Here is a 17,981-nt window from a genome sequence, read left to right on the forward strand (position 1 = left end):
GGCGAGAGTGCATCGACATGGACTTCTGCTTTCGTCATTCCATGCCAGGGCGCCTTCGCCTGAGCATCCCCGCGCTTGGACAGAACCGCCGGCTTGGCGAAGCCTGTCTGGCGTGGCTGTCGGCGCAGGACGGTATCAAGAGCGCGCGCATCAACTATGATTGCGCGAGCCTCGTCCTCGAATACGATCCGGCTCACGAGCAAAGGCTGCTGTTGCTGCTGAACAGCTTCAAGAGCATGAGCCTGGCCGAGCTGAAGGCGCTGTGCAGCCGCGCCGTGCAGGAGAGCGGCGCGCGACGCGCTGCGACGCCGGAGGTCTCGAAGCGGTCGCCGCTGACGCTGCCGACGCTGTCTTTGTTCATGGCATTCAGCGCCAATCCGATGATCACGGCGATCAACATGCCGCTGATGCTGTGGAACGCAATTCCGATCGCCAAGCGCGCCTGGAAGGTCTGGACGAACGAGAGCCGGCTGAACATCGATGTGCTCGACACGCTGGCGATCACCTCGTCGGTGCTGCAGGGCAATCCGCTGGCCGGCTGCATCGTGACCTGGCTGATCAAGCTCGGCGACTGGATCCGCGACCTGACTGCGGCAGGCTCGCGGAAGGCCATCAACGAGCTGCTGGAATTCCAGTCGAAGACCGCCTGGGTGATGCGCGACGGCGAGGTCGTGTCGATTCCGGCCGCCGAACTTCAGAATGGCCACATCGTCGTGGTGTATCCGGGCGAAATGATCCCGGCCGACGGCGAGATCATCGAAGGCTCCGCCACCATCGACCAGAAGACCATCACCGGCGAGGGCCTGCCGGTGCATCGCGGCAAGGGTGAAGCCGCCTTCGCCGCCACTGTCATCCGCGAGGGCCAGATCACCTTGCGCGCGCTGCGCGTCGGCACGGCCACCACCGCGGGCCAGATCGTGCGCCTGATCGAATCTGCGCCGATGGGCGACACGCGAATGCAGAACCACGCTGAGCGTTTCGCCGACCGGCTGGTGACACCGACTCTGGCGCTCGCCACCGGCACCGCCATGGTCTCCGGCGACTTCAATCGCTTCCTGTCGCTGGTGATCGTCGACTACGGCACCGGCATCCGTGTCGCCGCGCCGACCTCGGTGCTGTCGTCGATGACGCTCGCCGCGCGAAAGGGCATGATCATCAAGAGCGGCGGTCATATGGAGAAGCTGGCCGAGATCGACACGATGGTGTTCGACAAGACCGGCACCCTCACCCACGGCACGCCGGCGGTCATCGATGTCCTTTCCTATCAGAAGTACATCACGCCGAACCACCTGCTCGGGCTCGCCGCGGCGGCCGAGACCAAGCTGCAGCATCCGGTCGCCGAGGCGCTGCGCACACGCGCACGGCAGCTCGCCGTCAATATCCCGCCATGCAACGAGACGACCTATCGCCTCGGCCTCGGCGTCGAAGGCCAGGTCAACGGCTACTACGTCCATGTCGGCAACCAGCGCTTCATGCGCCAGAGCGAGATCTCGGTCGATGCCGCGGTCCATGATCGCGCCGCACTCGACGAGCGCGGCTATTCGAGCCTCTATATTGCGGTGGACGGCAAGCTCGCGGGCCTCGTGCCCTACTCCGACGAGATCCGCGGCGAGAGCCGTGAGGTAATCCAGAGGCTGCATGGCCTCGGCATCAAGAACAGCATCATGCTGACCGGCGACAACGCCGTCGTCGCACGCGCCGTCTGCCGCAATCTCGGCCTGACCGAGCACTTCGCCGACATGCTGCCGGCCGACAAGGCCGATGTGATCCAGGAGCTGCAACGCAAGGGACGCCGGGTCGCCATGGTCGGTGACGGCATCAACGATTCTCCTGCCCTGAGCTTCGCCGACGTCGGGATCGCGATGAAGCACGGCGCCGAGGTCACGCACGAATCCGCCGACGTCATCCTGATGGAGGACTCGCTGTGGAAGCTCGTCAATGCGGTCGAGATCTCGCAAGGCGCGGTCAGCCTCATCAAGCAGAACTACGCCATCGTCGCCGCGCTCAACACGCTGGCGCTGGGATTGGCGTTGCCCGGCGGCCTGATCACGCCCGAAGTGACGGCGCTGATCAGCAACGGCTCGGCGATCCTGGCGAGCCTCAACGGCGTACGGCCAATCCTGCAGTATCAATGAGCCAGGACCCCACCCAGCTCCTGCTCCCCCCACGCGATCACGCGGCACTGCAAGTCGCGGTCAAGACCCTCGAAAGCCCGAACCTTGCAGCCAAGATCGCGGACTATGCCGGCGTTCCCCTCAACCGGGTCCTGAGCCTGCTGCCGAAGACTGCCAACCGCCAGCTCAGCGGGCTCGTGCGCGCCGCGGTCATGAAGGGGCTGGACGTCGCTGTCGACACGCTCAACGAGAAGGCGCCGCCGTCGCCTGCCGTCGGTTTCTCGTCGTTCCTCGCCGGCGTCACCGGAGGCGTGAGCGGCATGTTCGGCCTCGGCGCGCTCGCGGTCGAGCTGCCGCTGACGACGACGCTGATGCTGCGCGCGATTGCCGAGATCGCCCGCCACGAGGGCGAGGATTTGTCGAAACTCGAGGCGCGGCTCGCCTGCCTCGAGGTCTTTGCCTACGGCACCAAGCGAACGAGCGAGAGCGTCGATGTCGGCTACTACGCCGCACGTGCGCTGATCAGCAAATACACCAACGACGCGGCTGCCCTCATCCTTGAGCGGGGTGCCGTGGACGCCTCCGCGCCCGTCATCTCCAACTTCGTCGGCGAGATCGTGTCGCGGTTCGGCCTGGTGGTCTCCGACAAGGTTGCCGCCGGCGCCGTACCCGTGATCGGCGCCGTCTGTGGCGCCACCGTCAACGTCATCTTCATGGATCATTTCCAGAGAATTGCGAAAGGGCATTTCACCCTGCGCAGGCTGGAGCGGGTCCACGGCAGCGCCGGCGTGCGGCAGCAATATGCCGTGATGGCAGCGCAGCTTCCGCTGACGCGCGGCACAGCGTCCGCATCAGACGTTCGGTAGCAATTGGACCCCGCCTTCGTGCTCCCGCGTGAAGATACCAGGCTGCGAGATCTTCGCCGAATGCGAACCCTCGCCACTGCCCTGCTCGTCGTCATGCTGCTGGTCTTCGTGGCGACCTCGATGGCGCAGCCGCATTGGCCGTGGCTGTCCTATCCGCGCGCCTTCGCCGAAGCCGGCATGATCGGCGCCTGCGCCGACTGGTTCGCCGTCGTCGCGCTATTCCGCCACCCGCTCGGCATCCCGATTCCGCACACCGCGATCGTTCCGCAAAGCAAGCAACGCATCGCGGTCGCGCTGGGCCGCTTCATCGCCAACAACTTCCTGTCGCCGCGCGTGGTCGGCGACCGCATCCGCGACGTCGACATCGCCGGATGGGCGGCGCAATGGATCGAGCGGCCGTCGCACGCCCGCAGCACTGCGCAGCGCGCGATCTCGGCCTTGCAACAGGCCCTGCAGGCCACACCGATCGATGACGTCAATGCCTACCTGACCCGCCTAACCCTGCAGGGCATCGCGGCGCTTCCGGCGGCACCGCTCGCCTCGCGCGTGCTGGCGCTGTTGTGGGCGCATGGCGACGCGCAAGCGCTGATCGAGCGGTTGATCACCTCGGCAAGCACGGCGCTCGCCAACAACAAGGAAACGATCCGGAAGAAGGTCTCCCAGCGCTCCTATCGGTTCGTGCCGAAATGGGTCGACGGCATCGTCGCCGACCGGGTGATCTATGGCGTCAACCAGACGCTGGAGGAGATGCGCGAGCCGAACCATCCATGGCGCATCGAGCTCAAGACCGAGATCGAGCGTCTGATCGACCGGCTGGCGACCGATCCCGAGTATCTCGCCAAGGGCGAGGAGTTGAAGCAGCGTATGCTCGACAATCCAGCCTTGATCCGGCAGATCGACGCGATGTGGCCGGCGATCGAGGCACGGCTGAACTCTCCCGCGACGACGTCCATGCTCGCCGATGCGGTCGAGACGACATTGATGTCGGTCGCCACGCGGATCAGCGACGATCCCGGCCTTCGCGACCGGATCAATCGCTGGCTCCGCATCGCCGCGTTGCGCGCCGTGGCGTCGCGGCGCCAGGAGATTGCGGCCTTCATCCGCAAGGTGGTCGAGAACTGGGACACCGAAACGCTGATCGTGCGTATCGAGTTGCAGGTCGGGCGCGACCTGCAATTCATCCGGATCAACGGAACCGTCGTGGGAGGCCTCGTCGGCCTCCTGATCTTCACCGTATCAAAGTGGTTCTAGAGCCATTTCGGTTCTGATTGAATCAGAACCGAAGCTCTAGATTCTTGTTTTGACGCGTTTTCTTCACGCGAACCGGTATCCACTTCGCTTGAAAACGCTCTAATGCGTGATGGGAATTGGTTGAGTTGGAGCGGCGGAGTAGATTCACCTCTCCCTTGGGAGAGGTCGGCGCGCAGCGCCGGGTGAGGGTTTAAGGTCTCTCGTTAGAGCCGCGGCCCCTCACCCGATTTGCTACGCAAATCGACCTCTCCCCGCCGGGGAGAGGTGCTCGTCCGAATTCCTGGCGACGCCGACTCGATCTAAACCCATCACGCTTTGGCGCGCGCCTTTGGGCGCGATCATGGAAAGCGGATGCGAAGCAGCGGCAACTGCTCGAGCCTGCCGAGCACGTTTGCCACCTGACCCGCGACGAGCCCGAGGCAGCCAAGGAGGAAGCTGCGGCGGGTCAGGCCGACGTCACGGTCTGCGAAGCTCAACCGCTCGAGACGAGGTTCGGGAGGAGTGTGCTGACGCAGGGCGGGAAGCATTGTCATGTCGCATCAACCGGCCGGGAGGCGGATTTCCGGGGCTGTGGTCATCCGTTCGATCGTCTGGTCGAACGACAGACAGTCCGGATTCTCGCCCGGCATCCGACGCAATGTCTCGACCAGTTGTTCCTGCTCCAGCAGAAATGAACGCCCGTCGCGCAGGCGCGCATAGGCCGCCCATGGCACGAATTTGGTGAACGGAAACGGATAGGCCTCGCGCGGCGACACGTCGATATTCACGCCGGAGACGAAGAGCACATTCTTGGTCGCAAACGCCGGCTCGCGCAGGATGCTGCGATAGGTGCGGTCGAACTCTGCCTGGGTGACGAAGCGCGCCGCATCCAGTGCCGGATGTGGCGACGTCACCAGTTGCGGCATCACCGGACCGAGTGCGGTTTCGAGAATGTCATGCTCTTCGGCACCGGCAGCAGGCGCGCGGCGGAAATGAAACAGATCGGGGGACAGCGCCGGACCGATCGGCGCGAGCGTTTCGCCAAAGCCGTTCTCGCCAAGGCGTTCGCGCATCGCCAGGCTGGCGCGGAAGATCTTTGATGTGCTCAGCACCTTCAGCGGCTGAAGCGGCGTCCCGACCATGCGATCGAGCCGGAGGAACAGCCCTTCGTGACGATTTTCGTCGAGATACTGATTGTCGATCTGGAACACCGGCTCGCCGCCGAGGCGGCCACATTGCACCTGGCGGCAGGCATGCGCGTGTTCGTCCTGATACCAGTGCAGGACGGCACCAAGCTTTCCGCAGCAATCCCCGAACCGGCAGCCCTCGGTGCGATGGCGCTGATAGACGCCGAAGCGGCCGTCATCTGGATCGTAGCCGACATGGCTCGCCTGGATCATGACCAGGTCCTCGCCGTGATGGGCGTAAGGCCCGTGGCGGTTGATCGCGACCTTGCCGCCGACGCGGCCATGGTCGAACGGAAACGTTCCGAAGTGCTGGGCCAGCAGCATCACCGGATAACCCTGGCTCTCATCGGAACAAAAGGCACGTGACGGCAGCATGCGCTGGCGCTCGAAGCCCAGCGAACGGCAGTAATTGTAGAGCCGTGGAACGAAATGGCCGTAGCGCATGGCAAACGGGCCAACCCGGAAGGTATCGATCATCCGTTACCTGACCGGTCCGACATATCCAGATTACCCGCGCGGGAACGCGCCGCCGTCGCCGGCTGCGGACGGTAGATGCCCTTGTTGACAGTTATGTGAATGCGGCCGGCATCAATGGTGCCGGCCGAGGCGTCCGGACGGCGCGATCAGCGGCCCCAGCGCAGCACGACCGGATCGAGCTGGCGCGCAATCTCGATCAGGCCGGCGCGCGTCGCCGGATGCAGCGGCTGCAGCGGATGACGCACCATATCCGACCTGATGACGCCGCCTTCCCGCATCAGCACCTTGCAGGCGCTCAGCCCGCATTGGCGATTCTCGTAGTTGATCAGCGGCAGCCAGCGCGCATAGGCCTGCATGGCCTCGTCGCGACGGCCCGCGAAGAACGGATCCATGATCTGGCGGATGCCATCGGGATAGCCGCCGCCGGTCATCGCCCCGGTGGCGCCGGCGTCGAGATCGGCCATCAGCGTGATCGCCTCCTCTCCGTCCCAGGGCCCCTCGATCACGCTGCCGCCTTTCTCGATCAACCCGCGCAGCTTGTTTGCGGCCATCGGCACTTCGATCTTGAAATACCTGACATTGGCGAGCTCCTTCGCCATCCGCGCCAGGAAATCGATCGAGAGCTGCGTGCCCGCGACCGGCGCATCCTGGATCATGATCGGAATGCCGATGGCGTCGGACACCACCCGATAGAACTCATAGATGGCGCCCTCAGGCACGCGGAAAGTCGCACCGTGATAGGGCGGCATGATCATGACCATCGCAGCACCTGCGGCCTCCGCCTGGCGGCTGCGGTCGGCACAGACTGCCGAGGAGAAATGCGTCGTCGTGACGATGACGGGAATCCGGCTGGCGACGTGCTCCAGCACCGCATGCATCACTGTCTCGCGCTCGGCATCGGTCAGCACGAACTGTTCGGAGAAATTGGCAAGGATGCAGATGCCGTGCGAGCCGGCATCGATCATGAAATCGATACAGCGCCGCTGGCCACCGAGATCGAGATTGCCGTTGGCGTCGAAGATGGTGGGCGCCACGGGAAAGACGCCGCGATACGGACGCTGTGCCGGAGTCATCATGCAAAACCTCGTTTCCGATCTGTCACACCTTGCGGAACGGCAGCGGCGGCCCTTCGAGCCTGCGCAGGCCCGGCTCGCGCCGTTCCAGCCACCAGCCATACTGCTTTGGCCAGGAGGTGAAAATCTCGCCGCTTCCGCCGCCAAGCGCAAGCTCGGCATGCAGCGGCCAATTCGGATCGAACAGCGCCTCTCGGCCGATCGCGATCATATCTGCATGACCGTTAACCAGAACGTCCTCGGCCTGCTGCGGATGCAGGATCAGCCCGACCGCAATGGTTGAGACATCGGCTGCGCGGCGGATCTCGGCCGCGTAAGGCACCTGGAATCCGTAGCCGCGCGGAATCCGCGCCGCCGTGGCGGAACCGAGCAGGCCGCCGGAGGAGCAGTCGATCAGATCGACGCCGCGCGCCCTGGCTTCGCGGGCAAATGCGATCTGGTCGTCGAGCTGCAAGCCGCCATCGACGCCATCGACCGAGGAGATCCGCACCGACAGCGGCCGCTCCGCCGGCCACGCCGCGCGCACGGCTTCGATGATCTCGAGCGGATAGCGCATGCGCCCGGCGCGATCGCCGCCATAGGCGTCGGTCCGACGGTTCGACAGCGGCGACAGGAATTCATGCAGCAGATAGCCGTGCGCACAATGCACCTCGATGAACTCGAACCCGGCCTCGAGCGCGCGCAACGTAGCAAGACGCCATTGCTCCTTGAGCGCGGCGAGCTCGTGCACCTCGAGCGCGTGCGGCATCAGCCAGCCTTCCTCCATCGGGATCGCGCTCGGCGCTACCGTCCGCCACGGCAGATCGCCGCGTGCACGATCGGCCGCATCGAGGGCAGCGTTGCCGTACCACGGACGCTGCATGCTGGCCTTGCGACCGGCGTGTGCGAGCTGGATCGACGGCACGGCGCCGTTGTCCTTCAGGAAAGCGGCGATGCGCTCGAGCGGCGCGATCTGCTCGTCATTCCAGATCCCGACGTCGCCGTGGGTGATGCGGCCCTCGGCCGTGACCGCGGCGGCCTCGACCATCACGAACCCGGCACCGCCCTGGGCGAATTTGCCGAGATGCACGAGATGCCAGTCATTGGCGAGACCGTCGACGGCCGAATACTGGCACATCGGCGAAATCAGGACGCGGTTGCGGGAGGTCACGCCGCGAAGCGTGATCGGCTGAAACAGAAGCGGCTGCGACATCAGAACCTGCGGGAGCGTGCTGGCGGGGGGAATGATGGGGCAAAGCTAGGCGGCCCGCTGCCCCATCGCAAGCCGCGCAACGACGCAGGCGATAGAACCTGGATGCACGCCAGACCTGAACAATTAGACGAAAAGGCGCGTCTCTACCGGGAGAGGTCGAGCGGCGGACGCCGAAGCCGAGCGTCATCGATCAGAGTTTTCTGGACCTCTCTCTCGTCGCCTTGGACGCCAGGTGCCCGACGGATCGTCGCGTCCATGCTTCGATACCATGTGACAAACGGGTAGGCCAAAAGCGCCAGATAGTTTGTGGGCATCGGATTATCGACGCCAAATGTCTTCGGCTTCTGCCCTGTGGGAAGATAGACGCTTCCGAACAGCAGATCGTAGAACGAGAATATCCCGGCATAGTTCTTGTCTCTGGCTTCGATCTCGCTGCTGTGGTGCCAGTGGTGAAATTCCGGCGACACCAGGACGTAACGCAGTGGGCCGTAGTTCAAGCGCACGTTGGCGTGAACGAGATAGGCCTGCCAGTAGTAGACGAGGAAGTAGGTTCCGATCGCCTCCGCGGAGAAGCCGAGCGCGAAGAGCGGAAACAGCGAGCCGGCCTTCATGACGATCAAGTCGAGCGGGTGCTGGTGAACGGCGGCGAGCCAGTCCAGTTCTTCGACAGCGTGATGAACGGCATGGATGTGCCACATGGCGGGCACGACGTGCAGGGTACGGTGCGCCCAGTAGACTCCGAGGTCCCCGATCACGATCACGAGCGGCACCTGGACCAGATACGGAAGATCATTGATCGTCTGCTTCACTGCCGACGGCAGGACCGATTGATTGACCAGAATGGCTGCCGCGATGATGGCGAGCTGGCCGACCAGCACCAACCATCCGTTGAGAAACAGGAAGGCCATATCGGTCAGCAGGCCATGCCTGAAGATCTTCTGAGGCCGCGCAGCAAATAGTCGCTCGATCGGCACGAAGATCAAAAACGTCAGCAATAATTGCTTCAGCCCAAATAGCCCGTCCATGCAATTGGCCGCCTTGAAAATGGCGGAAGCCTACCACCTCGACCCCTCATGGGGTCAATAGGAAGGGAAACCCATGCTATGGGAGCGTTAACCGGCGTTCTTGCGACAAGCACCGCCGAGCAGCCAGTTGCCGCAACGAGAAACGTGATTGGTTCAGTTCGTGCCCGCGATGAGCAGGAGGTTGTTCAGCACAGGCGTCGAGCAGAAAGCCACCACAAGAGCGATGTTGTAGACGTTGTTGCTGCGCCAGAGCAGCCACATCACGACAAACGTCAAACCCAGCTTGGGAACAAGCCACCAAACACCGAACCATGCCTGGGCCAGCTGCATGAACGGGTTCAACTCGCCCAATCCGAGATGCAGGATCTCATCCGTCGTGACGAGGTCCGCGTAACCCAGTAACAGGCAGGAGAGCACCAATAGTGCCTTGACCCAATTCATTTTTAGACCCCCGATGCCGGACTGGCTCGATCTATTATTTATGATGTCCATTGGTTTCGCAGGTACAAGTCCTGTTGCGGGATACTTGCCCGGTCATGGCCCTCCGCCGCGTTGAACGGAATGCCCAAAATCGGGAAAAAAGAACGGCGAATCAAATGACTGAGTGATGATGGCAATGCCACTTGCGGGTTGTTTAGGCGAAAAAGCTTTATTTTTCCTCAAGCCCGGGCGAGCGCAAGCCGGGCTCACCAGTAGGTCGAAAGCTCAATAAACTCATCAAGATCCGCTACTTTTTGGCCGCCGGGGCGGCCTCAAAAGGCATTTGTGGTTACGAGCCGGGCCGGGCTCGGTCGCGTGCGAAGCCAGCACCGCCGCGCCGATTTCGTGTGCGGGATCGGCCCGAGATGAAGGCCTCATCGGCCGTTGGCCGGCTTCGCCCGGCAGCGACTTGGCATGCAGCCCGACGGCTTTGCCACGGCCTCTGCCATGGCTTTCCTTTCGGGTCGAAAGTGCGTTGCAGCCAAGTAGAGAGTACCGGCGATACACAGGGCCGTCAGGCTCCCGATCGCCACGCTCAACCCACCTCGAAACAACAACCTGCTCAGCGAACGCAACATCATGCCGGTTGGAGTAAAGCTGAGTCGTTAATCGTTCATGCGAACGGGTCCGACGGGCTCAAGAGCACCCGGAGCGTCCTGACCCGATGCGCTTTTGGATACTCGGCGCCGAAGATGCCGGATCGGCCAGATGACGCTGTTTATGATGTCGACCCGCTCAGCCGGCACAAGCCCTGTTGCGGGATACTCATCCGGTCTCGGCACCCACGCCGTGCCGAACAGAATATCCAGCAGCGGAAAGAAGGCGGCGAAGTTCTTGTCCCGATGCTCCATCTGGACTGAATGATGGATGCGATGCCATTGCGGATTGTTGAGCCACGTCACGAACCGGCCAAGCGGCATCCGGACATTCAGGTGAGCACAAGCATCGGGGACGAAGAAGATAAAGCCCGCGACCATCAACATATCCGGCGGGATCCGAAACAGGATTGCCAGAATTGGAAGAAAGGCGTCGCTCAGAAACCTCTCAAGCCAATAGTGGCGAGCACCGGTAATGAACGTAACGGCATTCGCGCTGTGATGGAACGAATGCATCGCCCACAGGAACGGGATCGCGTGCTGAAGACGATGGAATGTGTACTTGTAGAGATCCAGCGCCACCACGACGAACGCGAGCGAAGCGTACCACCAGTAGCCTTCAGTGGGTAACTTGATCCAGCCAAGTCCGGTGTAGCTCGCAATCGCACCGACGCTGATTGCCGCTATCGGAGCAAGCAGGTTTTCCAACCCGAGACTGACAATAACCGCCAGCCAATCGTCACGATACTCGGAGTGGGGCACATCCGCGATCGGCCATCTCTTCTCCAGGATGCGGGTGCTGTAGACGATTCCCAGATACACCGCTGCGTAAAAAACGGCGGTGGCAACCTCATGCGAGATGAGAGGTGATGGGAGCATTCAATCGCCATAAATAAAAATCAATTGTTTCCCAACCTCCGGGCGACGGCAAGCAAGGGTTTTTACGGGGTTTAGCCGTTGCCTGATCGGAAAACAGATCCGCGGCCATGAAGCGTCCTGAAGTCGCGAGGGGTCGCAGAGCGCCTTGCACAAAGGCGCATCCCTTCGCTTCTCCCATTCGGGCTTCAGCGCGACCGCGCCATCGTAAACGTCAAACGCGTCTTCGAGGCGTTGGAGGCCTGTACGAGCTTGGCCGCGATTGCCGCCCCACACACTTGGGCCTCAACGCAACGGCCCGATCGTAGCTGGCAAGCGCATGTTCAAACCGTGCGAACTCGCCAAGGGCGACAAATCGGATCGGGAAGTGCGAAGAAGGTCCGGATCAATGTCGGACCGGCAAATGCGCGCGACAGGTCGCCAATTTTGGAGCGGGCGAAGGGAATCGAACCCTCGTATGCAGCTTGGGAAGCTGCCGTTCTACCATTGAACTACGCCCGCCTGACTCGACAAGCAAATCAGTACCTTATGCACCATTTCGGCCTTGTTATTTCAATCCAATTTGGTGCCACTTTGGTGGCAGGCCGACGACCCACCACACCATAGAGGAAAGCGCGCCGCGATCAAGATGCGCGCACCGCTGCATCGGTTCGGCGCACGAGCGCGATTGGACTGAAGCGGACGTCAGCCCGGTCTGACAATCCCGTGGAGTCGTCGAAAATGACCCTGACCGGTCATTAACGCCGTTTGCCGTTAATCTTCGGTACCCCTGGCTAGCGTTATGCACGAAGTTGTTCGCGGCCCCGAACGCAGCCCATCCCATCGGCCTGGCAAATGCCGCCAGGGGCAAACAGGGCTCCCCCGATTACCTCTCACAGGTCGGCAGCAAAGTGTTAAACTTCTCTTTGTCCGCCCGGCGTCGTAGTCTGTTCGTTTGGAGGGCGCTGTGACAGAGCAGCGGGTTCAAAGGCGGTTAGCGGCGATCTTGGCCGCCGACGTGGTCGGCTATTCCGCGCTCATGGAACGCGACGAGGAAGCCACCTACGCCGAATTCGAGCGGCTCAAGCGAGAACTGATCGAGCCTAGCCTCTCCCGCCACGAAGGGCGACTTATCAAGACAACGGGTGATGGCGCGCTCGCCGAGTTCGCGAGTCCGCTGGCGGCCATGAGATGCGCAGTAGAGATGCAGGATCACCTCGCTTCGAGCGGCAGTCCTCTAAGGTTGCGTATCGGGCTCAACCTTGGTGACGTCATCGTTGGGCAGGACGGTGACCTCTACGGCGATGGGACTAACGTTGCTGTCCGACTGGAGGGGATCGCCGATCCGGGCGGCATCCTGATTTCCGAAAAGGTCTACAGCGAAGTCGAAGGCAAGCTGGATGTTGGCTTCGAGGATCGCGGCGAGCCGCAGCTCAAGAACATCTCCAAGCCGGTCCGCGCTTACGCTGTCCGCGCGGGAACGCATAGCGCGCCGATCGAGAAGTTGGGTGAGGCCCCTACACTCCCAGACAAACCGTCTATCGCTGTGCTGCCGTTTGAGAACATGAGCGGCGATTCCGAGCAGGAGTATTTTGCGGATGGGATGGTCGAGGAGATCATCACCGCGCTTTCCCGGTTCAAATGGTTGTTCGTGATCGCCCGCAATTCGAGCTTCACGTTCAAGGGTCGAGCGGTCGATATCAAGGAAGTTGGGCGCAGGCTTGGCGTGCGCTATGTCCTTGAGGGGTCTGTGCGCAAGGCGTCGGTGAAAGTTCGCATCGCGGGGCAGTTGGTTGATGCTGTGACAGGCGCCCACATTTGGGCGGATAGGTTCGAGCGTGACCTGACCGACGTTTTCGCGCTTCAGGACGAAGTTACGGTCGCCGTTGTCTCTGCCATCCAGCCAAAATTGTTTGAAACAGAACTTGCAATTGCGACGCGGCGGCGACCAGAGAACCTCAGCGCGTATGATTTTTATCTCCGAGCCACACAGCAGTGGTATTTGATAACCCGCGAGAGTTTGGCCGAAGCGCTCCGGCTGGCTCACCGCGCCTTGGAGCTTGAGCCTCGGTATGGTTTGGCCGCTGCTCTGGCAAGTGCCTGTCACGTGCAAAACGTCCTTTCAGGCTATGCGAGCGATCCTCAATTCGAGAGGAAGGAAGCAGTTCGGCTTGTTCGCCTGGCATTGAGCGTCGACGACAGCGATCCAGACATTTTGGCGCGGGCTGGCCCAATCTGGGCGTGGATGGTCGGCGATCATGAAAGTGCGATTGAAATGGCTGACCGGGCGGTCGCGCTCAATCCAAATTCATATCTCGCATGGAACGCCAGAGGCTGGGTCTATAGAATTGCGGGGCTGCCGGAGGAAGCGATTCGGAGCTTTGAACGTGCCATCCGCATGAGTCCGGTAGATCCGCTGATGGTGTTCGCTGGGATGGGGTTTGCCTTTATTGAGCTTCGTCGCTTTGAAGAGGCGATCGTCGTAGGGAGGAAAGCCCTTCGTCAGCATCCCTCCTATCCGGGAACTTACCGTTTTCTCGCGTCCGCTTTCGCCCATCTCGGACGTGACGCTGAGGCGCGTGAGGCGGCGGCGCGTCTGCTTGAGCTCGATCCCGCCTTTACAACATCTGCGTGGATCGCTCGGGGCGGGCAATCAAACGCGAAGCTTTTGATTGAGGGCCTTCGGAAAGCGGGGTTGCCCGAGTAAGCCGCGCTCGCCCATGCCGACAATGTGACACGAGGCCTGCTGGACCATAGCCCGGGCCGAGGCAAGGGATCAAGCGCGCATTCATCGGCTGGGCGTCACCCGCCGTTANTCGAGCCGCACTAATACGTCATCGATGGTGAACGGCGGCGTCGCCGTTGCCGACACTGGCGCAGCTGCGCCGTGAATACTCCGCAGGGAGATCGCCCATCTATGACGAGGTAGCAAGCGCCTTGCGCGCCTCCGGCGCAGTCCATTCGATGGCCCAGGCGATCGGCCGCAATCCCTTCATGATCATCGTGCCCTGCCATCGCGTGCTGGAAGCAGGCCATTATGCCGATCGGATTTCGCCGAACGGCGGCAGCATCTCCAAGCGGCGGTTGCTTTCGATCGAGGGCGGACACCCGACCGCGAACTGTTCGACGTCCTGCTGTCCGTTGCGCCGCCGCGGCCCCATCCTTAAATTCAGGGTATGAACCGCTCCACGCTGCTGCAGCGCGATCGCATCACCGTGAACGAGTTTCGCTGCACGGCGGAGCCCGGCGACAAGCCGTTCGCCGAGGAATTCGCCTGCCACTCGATATCCTATGTGCGCAAGGGCAGCTTCGGCTGCCATTGCCGTGGCCGCTTCCACGAGCTGGTGGCGGGATCGGTGCTGGTCGGCCATCCCGGCGACGAATACACCTGCACCCACGATCACGTGGTCGGCGACGAGTGCCTGTCATTCTTCCTCGACCCTGAGCTGGTGGAAACGATCGGCGATCACGCCACGGTCTGGCAGGTCGGCTCCGTGCCGCCGCTGCCGGAACTGATGGTGCTGGGCGAGCTCGCGCAAACGGCGGCAGGTGGCAACAGCGATGTCGGCCTGGACGAGATCGGACATCTCCTGGCCAGCCGCCTTGTCGAGATCGTGACCGACCGCAAGTCAAAGCCTCTCACCGCCGGCCTGCGGGACCGCCGCCGTGCAGTCGAGGCCGCGCTGTGGATCGATGCCAATTCTCACCGCGCCATCGATCTCGATGATGCAGCGAAGCAGGCCGGTCTCAGCACGTTCCATTTCCTGCGGCTGTTCTCAGCCGTGCTCGGCGTCACCCCGCATCAATATCTCGTGCGTTCGCGCCTGCGCCATGCGGCCCGCCGGCTTGCCGACGACGACAGCCCGATCACCGATATCGCCTATGACGTTGGCTTCGGTGATCTCTCCAATTTCGTGCGCAGCTTCCACCGCGCCGCCGGCGCCTCCCCCCTGAAGTTTCGCCAGGCCTCCCGGGGCGACCGCAAGATTCTCCAAGAACGTCTTGCGCTGCAGTAGCTAGGGTTTCTCCAGGCCGCGCGTCGCCGACGCGCCCATCATCTGGAGACCATCATGTACGACCATATCGGACTGCGTGTCGCCGATCTCGACGCCAGCGTGCGCTTCTACACTGCAGCGCTGGCGCCGCTCGGCTTCGTGCTCTGCTCGCGCGACGACAGCGGCGCCGGCTTCGGCCCGAAGGGCGAGCCGGCGCTCTGGCTGCATCTGCACAAGGGCAAGGCCCAGGGCGGCGCGCACGTCGCCTTCCGCGCTCCGAGCCACGAAGCGATCAAAAAATTTCACAGCGAAGGCATGAACGCCGGCGGCAAGGACAATGGCGCCGCGGACCATCGCAAGGACTATAGCCCGACCTACTATGCAGCATTCCTGATCGACCCGGACGGCAACAATGTCGAGGCGGTGCACACCTGAGCACACACCGCAAACTCCGACGTCATTGCGAGCGAAGCGAAGCAATCCACCCCGCCGCGTATGCGGAACGATGGATTGCTTCGTCGCTTCGCTCCTCGCAATGACGACCTTCCGAATTGCGAAAAGGACCCCAACCCATGGCTTCCATTCACAAGAAGATTCCGATCGACGCGCCGGCCGACCATGTCTGGGACGCGCTGCGCGATTTCGGCGCGCTGCACACGCGGCTGGTGCCGGGCTTCGTCACCGACACCAGGCTCGAGGGCGAAGTCCGCATCGTCAGCTTCGCCAATGGCACGGTAGCGCACGAGACGCTGGTCGATTGCGACGACGCGCGGCAGCGGCTGGTCTATGCGATCAGCAGCGAACGCCTGAAACAACACTCGGCTTCGGTGCAGGTGTTTGCCGAGGGCGAGACGCGCTGCCGCGTGGTGTGGATCGCCGATGTGCTGCCGCACGAGATCGCGCCCTATATGGACGCGCAGATGGATCTGGGCGCGGCCGCGATGCAAGCGGCGCTGGCCCGATCCGCAAGGGAGATGAGCGCGGTGTGACGCACACCAGCCGCGCAATCAAATCATGACCGTCACCCTGAGGAGGCCGCAAAGCGGCCGTCTCGGAGGGCGACGGCCCGGCTGCTTCCACGAACACACGCCGAAGCACCAGGGCCGTCGATCCTTCGAGACGCGCGTGCCGCGCTGCTCAGGATGACGGGGAGAGGGGCTGGTTGGCCGCGGAGCGAGAGCTCAGGACAGCGCCGGCTGCACCTTGGCGATCGGCGCTGTCTTGCCCCAGCGCGTCAGGATCACACTGAGGCAGGAGAGCACGCCGAGCACACCCATCGATGCGGCGGCGAGCGCGAAGAAGTTCTGTGCAGTCGCCTCATGCGTCGTCAGCCACCAGCCGCCGCTGCCGATGAAGATCAGCCTTGCGGTCTGCGCCAGCACCGGACCCAGCACCTTGGCCGCCCCTTGCGAGGAAAAATACATCGACATCGCAAGGCCGATGAAGGCGTACATCGGCGCGGCCGTCGAGAGATATTGATGGCTGGTGCTCCGCACATGCGGATCGTCGGTGAAGAGATTGACCCAGAGGTCCGGGAAGACGGCGATGAAGCTGCCGACCACTCCGACCGAGAGGAACGACAATGTGCCGGCGGTCCATGCGATGCGCCGGGCGCGCGCGACGCGCTCGGCGCCCACAGCCATACCGATCATCGGTACCGATGCGATGCCGACGGCGAAGGCCACCGAGGTCAGCATGAATTCGAGCCGCGCGCCGATGCCGTAGCCGGCGAGCACCGCGGTGCCGAACTGCGCCAGCATGTGGGTGAAGATCGAGATCGTCAGCACCGACTGTAGTGGCGAGAAGCAGGAGACGGCACCGACCTTGAGGATGTCGATGAACATCACCCATTGCACGCGCAGCCCGTTGAGCTTCGGCTTGACGCGGGCGCGGCCGGAGAACAGGTACCAGCCCATCACGCTGATGCTGATCGAATAGGCGATCAGCGCGCCCGCGGCGACGCCGCGCATGCCGAATTGCGGCACCGGACCGAGGCCGAGCCCGAGCGTGCCGCCCAGCATGATCTGCCAGACCGCCGACGACAGGATCATCGTGGAGGGCAGTTTCATGTTGCCGGTGCCGCGCAGGATGCCGGCCATGGTGTTCATGATCCAGGGCAGGATCGCGCCACCGAAGAAGACCTGCGAATAGGCGATCGCCTGCGCCAGCACATTGCCGCGGCCGCCGAGCAATTCGAGCAGGCGCGGACCGAAGATCAGCATGCCCAGCATGAACGTGACGCCAAAAGTCAACCCGATCAGCAGCGCGTGTGCCGCAAGCGTCGAGGCGCGCTCGGTATCTCCAGCGCCGAGCGCACGTGCGATCGAGGATGCAACGCCGCCGCCCATCGCGCCGCCCGACATCGTCATGGTGAGGATGACGCAGGGAAACACCAGCGCCATCGCCGCGAGCGACTCGACGCCGAGCCGGCCGATATAGGAGGTCTCCGCGATCACCACGCAGGTCCCGGCGGACAGCGCGATCACGTTCGGCCAGGCGAGCCACAGCAGCGTGCGCAGGATCGGCCCGTCGAGCAACGCGTTGCGCGCCGGCCTCGTCACCGGCGGCGGCAGCGGACGCTCGTCTTCATCGACAGGTATTTCGGCAAGGCCGAGATCGGACATTTCGACTCCTCGGCGCATGACCCGCCAAAGTGTATGCGGTTTGGCGAAAGGATCATGCGCCAAATTTTATGATTCAGAGCGCGATCGGACGCAAAACCGGCAACCACTTTTGCTGATCGCGCTCTGCGCGATCTGTGGGAGCCGCGCCACGGTGCTTCCCTACCATGGCCGGTACAGATTCCACGTGCGCGGAACGCAAGGGGGGCCTGCGCGATTGCGCGTGAACCTTTGCGCCGGTCCGTCGATTACGGCGATGAAATCCGGCTT

At 63.0% G+C, this 17,981-nt stretch carries 15 protein-coding genes, 1 tRNA gene and 1 pseudogene; 8 read left to right on the top strand and 9 right to left on the bottom strand.

Features of this window, described 5'->3' with window-relative positions; genetic code table 11:
- Positions 1-41 precede the first annotated feature (41 nt).
- The 3 genes from AS156_RS31460 to AS156_RS31470 are packed head-to-tail and all read left to right on the top strand — an operon-like array spanning position 42 to position 4,231.
- On the top strand, positions 42-2,135 hold the full coding sequence (locus tag AS156_RS31460) for a heavy metal translocating P-type ATPase (RefSeq protein WP_245313158.1): 2,094 nt from the start codon (positions 42-44) through the stop codon (positions 2,133-2,135).
- Positions 2,132-2,980 carry an EcsC family protein gene (locus AS156_RS31465; protein ID WP_066513095.1) on the top strand — a complete coding sequence of 283 codons (849 nt, stop codon included), beginning with the start codon at positions 2,132-2,134 and terminating at the stop codon, positions 2,978-2,980. The genes AS156_RS31460 and AS156_RS31465 overlap by 4 nt, the downstream gene beginning before the upstream one ends.
- Positions 2,981-3,040: 60 nt before the next feature.
- Positions 3,041-4,231 carry a DUF445 domain-containing protein gene (locus tag AS156_RS31470; protein WP_066513096.1) on the top strand — a complete coding sequence of 397 codons (1,191 nt, stop codon included), beginning with the start codon at positions 3,041-3,043 and terminating at the stop codon, positions 4,229-4,231.
- Positions 4,232-4,569: 338 nt separating this feature from the next.
- Here AS156_RS31470 and AS156_RS31475 read toward each other — a convergent pair whose 3' ends face one another.
- From AS156_RS31475 to AS156_RS31510, 8 genes are all read right to left on the bottom strand, one after another.
- Complete coding sequence (locus tag AS156_RS31475; protein WP_160331172.1) at positions 4,570-4,758, bottom strand: hypothetical protein; 189 nt, start codon at positions 4,756-4,758, stop codon at positions 4,570-4,572.
- Between the two features lie 12 nt (positions 4,759-4,770).
- Positions 4,771-5,874 (bottom strand): hypothetical protein, encoded by a 1,104-nt coding sequence (locus AS156_RS31480; RefSeq protein WP_066513099.1) that lies wholly within the window; start codon positions 5,872-5,874, stop codon positions 4,771-4,773.
- 146 nt (positions 5,875-6,020) lie between these two features.
- Positions 6,021-6,950, bottom strand: coding sequence for a dihydrodipicolinate synthase family protein (locus tag AS156_RS31485; RefSeq protein ID WP_066513101.1), 930 nt, complete (start codon positions 6,948-6,950; stop codon positions 6,021-6,023).
- A gap of 22 nt (positions 6,951-6,972) precedes the next feature.
- A complete protein-coding gene (locus AS156_RS31490) occupies positions 6,973-8,139 on the bottom strand; it encodes an NADH:flavin oxidoreductase/NADH oxidase (protein WP_066513103.1) in 1,167 nt (388 codons plus the stop codon).
- Positions 8,140-8,282: 143 nt separating this feature from the next.
- A complete protein-coding gene (locus tag AS156_RS31495; RefSeq protein ID WP_245313159.1) occupies positions 8,283-9,164 on the bottom strand; it encodes a sterol desaturase family protein in 882 nt (293 codons plus the stop codon).
- 153 nt (positions 9,165-9,317) lie between these two features.
- Positions 9,318-9,605, bottom strand: coding sequence for a DUF5658 family protein (locus tag AS156_RS31500; protein WP_245313160.1), 288 nt, complete (start codon positions 9,603-9,605; stop codon positions 9,318-9,320).
- A gap of 644 nt (positions 9,606-10,249) precedes the next feature.
- Complete coding sequence (locus tag AS156_RS31505) at positions 10,250-11,119, bottom strand: sterol desaturase family protein (protein ID WP_082747845.1); 870 nt, start codon at positions 11,117-11,119, stop codon at positions 10,250-10,252.
- A 424-nt stretch (positions 11,120-11,543) separates the two neighbouring features.
- A tRNA-Gly gene (locus AS156_RS31510) sits at positions 11,544-11,617 on the bottom strand.
- Positions 11,618-12,062: 445 nt separating this feature from the next.
- Here AS156_RS31510 and AS156_RS31515 point away from each other — a divergent pair.
- The 5 genes and pseudogenes from AS156_RS31515 (at position 12,063) to AS156_RS31535 (ending at position 16,079) form a co-directional block, all read left to right on the top strand.
- The gene (locus tag AS156_RS31515) at positions 12,063-13,802 is read left to right on the top strand and encodes an adenylate/guanylate cyclase domain-containing protein (protein WP_136626528.1); all 1,740 of its coding nucleotides are present in this window, start codon (positions 12,063-12,065) and stop codon (positions 13,800-13,802) included.
- Positions 13,803-14,011: 209 nt separating this feature from the next.
- Positions 14,012-14,262 (top strand): annotated as a pseudogene (locus AS156_RS31520) (MGMT family protein); the annotation flags it as partial.
- Positions 14,263-14,271: 9 nt separating this feature from the next.
- Positions 14,272-15,111: a helix-turn-helix domain-containing protein gene (locus AS156_RS31525; RefSeq protein ID WP_066513104.1), complete on the top strand. Its 840-nt coding sequence runs from the start codon at positions 14,272-14,274 to the stop codon at positions 15,109-15,111.
- Positions 15,112-15,165: 54 nt separating this feature from the next.
- Positions 15,166-15,525, top strand: coding sequence for a VOC family protein (locus AS156_RS31530; RefSeq protein ID WP_066513106.1), 360 nt, complete (start codon positions 15,166-15,168; stop codon positions 15,523-15,525).
- 137 nt (positions 15,526-15,662) lie between these two features.
- Positions 15,663-16,079, top strand: coding sequence for an SRPBCC family protein (locus AS156_RS31535; RefSeq protein ID WP_066513108.1), 417 nt, complete (start codon positions 15,663-15,665; stop codon positions 16,077-16,079).
- A 192-nt stretch (positions 16,080-16,271) separates the two neighbouring features.
- On the opposite strand, the gene AS156_RS31540 is transcribed toward AS156_RS31535, so the two are convergent.
- A complete protein-coding gene (locus AS156_RS31540) occupies positions 16,272-17,714 on the bottom strand; it encodes an MATE family efflux transporter (RefSeq protein ID WP_066513110.1) in 1,443 nt (480 codons plus the stop codon).
- Positions 17,715-17,981: the final 267 nt, after the last annotated feature.

It is taken from the genome of Bradyrhizobium macuxiense, assembly GCF_001542415.1.
Taxonomy (GTDB): Bacteria; Pseudomonadota; Alphaproteobacteria; order Rhizobiales; family Xanthobacteraceae; genus Bradyrhizobium; species Bradyrhizobium macuxiense.

Bases quoted from the DNA above. Each gene is read 5' to 3' on its own strand.
- AS156_RS31460 (WP_245313158.1), top strand. From the start codon at position 42: ATGCCAGGGCGCCTTCGCCTGAGCATCCCCGCGCTTGGACAGAACCGC.
- AS156_RS31465 (WP_066513095.1), top strand. From the start codon at position 2,132: ATGAGCCAGGACCCCACCCAGCTCCTGCTCCCCCCACGCGATCACGCG.
- AS156_RS31470 (WP_066513096.1), top strand. From the start codon at position 3,041: ATGCGAACCCTCGCCACTGCCCTGCTCGTCGTCATGCTGCTGGTCTTC.
- AS156_RS31475 (WP_160331172.1), bottom strand. From the start codon at position 4,758: ATGCTTCCCGCCCTGCGTCAGCACACTCCTCCCGAACCTCGTCTCGAG.
- AS156_RS31480 (WP_066513099.1), bottom strand. From the start codon at position 5,874: ATGATCGATACCTTCCGGGTTGGCCCGTTTGCCATGCGCTACGGCCAT.
- AS156_RS31485 (WP_066513101.1), bottom strand. From the start codon at position 6,950: ATGATGACTCCGGCACAGCGTCCGTATCGCGGCGTCTTTCCCGTGGCG.
- AS156_RS31490 (WP_066513103.1), bottom strand. From the start codon at position 8,139: ATGTCGCAGCCGCTTCTGTTTCAGCCGATCACGCTTCGCGGCGTGACC.
- AS156_RS31495 (WP_245313159.1), bottom strand. From the start codon at position 9,164: ATGGACGGGCTATTTGGGCTGAAGCAATTATTGCTGACGTTTTTGATC.
- AS156_RS31500 (WP_245313160.1), bottom strand. From the start codon at position 9,605: ATGAATTGGGTCAAGGCACTATTGGTGCTCTCCTGCCTGTTACTGGGT.
- AS156_RS31505 (WP_082747845.1), bottom strand. From the start codon at position 11,119: ATGCTCCCATCACCTCTCATCTCGCATGAGGTTGCCACCGCCGTTTTT.
- AS156_RS31525 (WP_066513104.1), top strand. From the start codon at position 14,272: ATGAACCGCTCCACGCTGCTGCAGCGCGATCGCATCACCGTGAACGAG.
- AS156_RS31530 (WP_066513106.1), top strand. From the start codon at position 15,166: ATGTACGACCATATCGGACTGCGTGTCGCCGATCTCGACGCCAGCGTG.
- AS156_RS31535 (WP_066513108.1), top strand. From the start codon at position 15,663: ATGGCTTCCATTCACAAGAAGATTCCGATCGACGCGCCGGCCGACCAT.
- AS156_RS31540 (WP_066513110.1), bottom strand. From the start codon at position 17,714: ATGTCCGATCTCGGCCTTGCCGAAATACCTGTCGATGAAGACGAGCGT.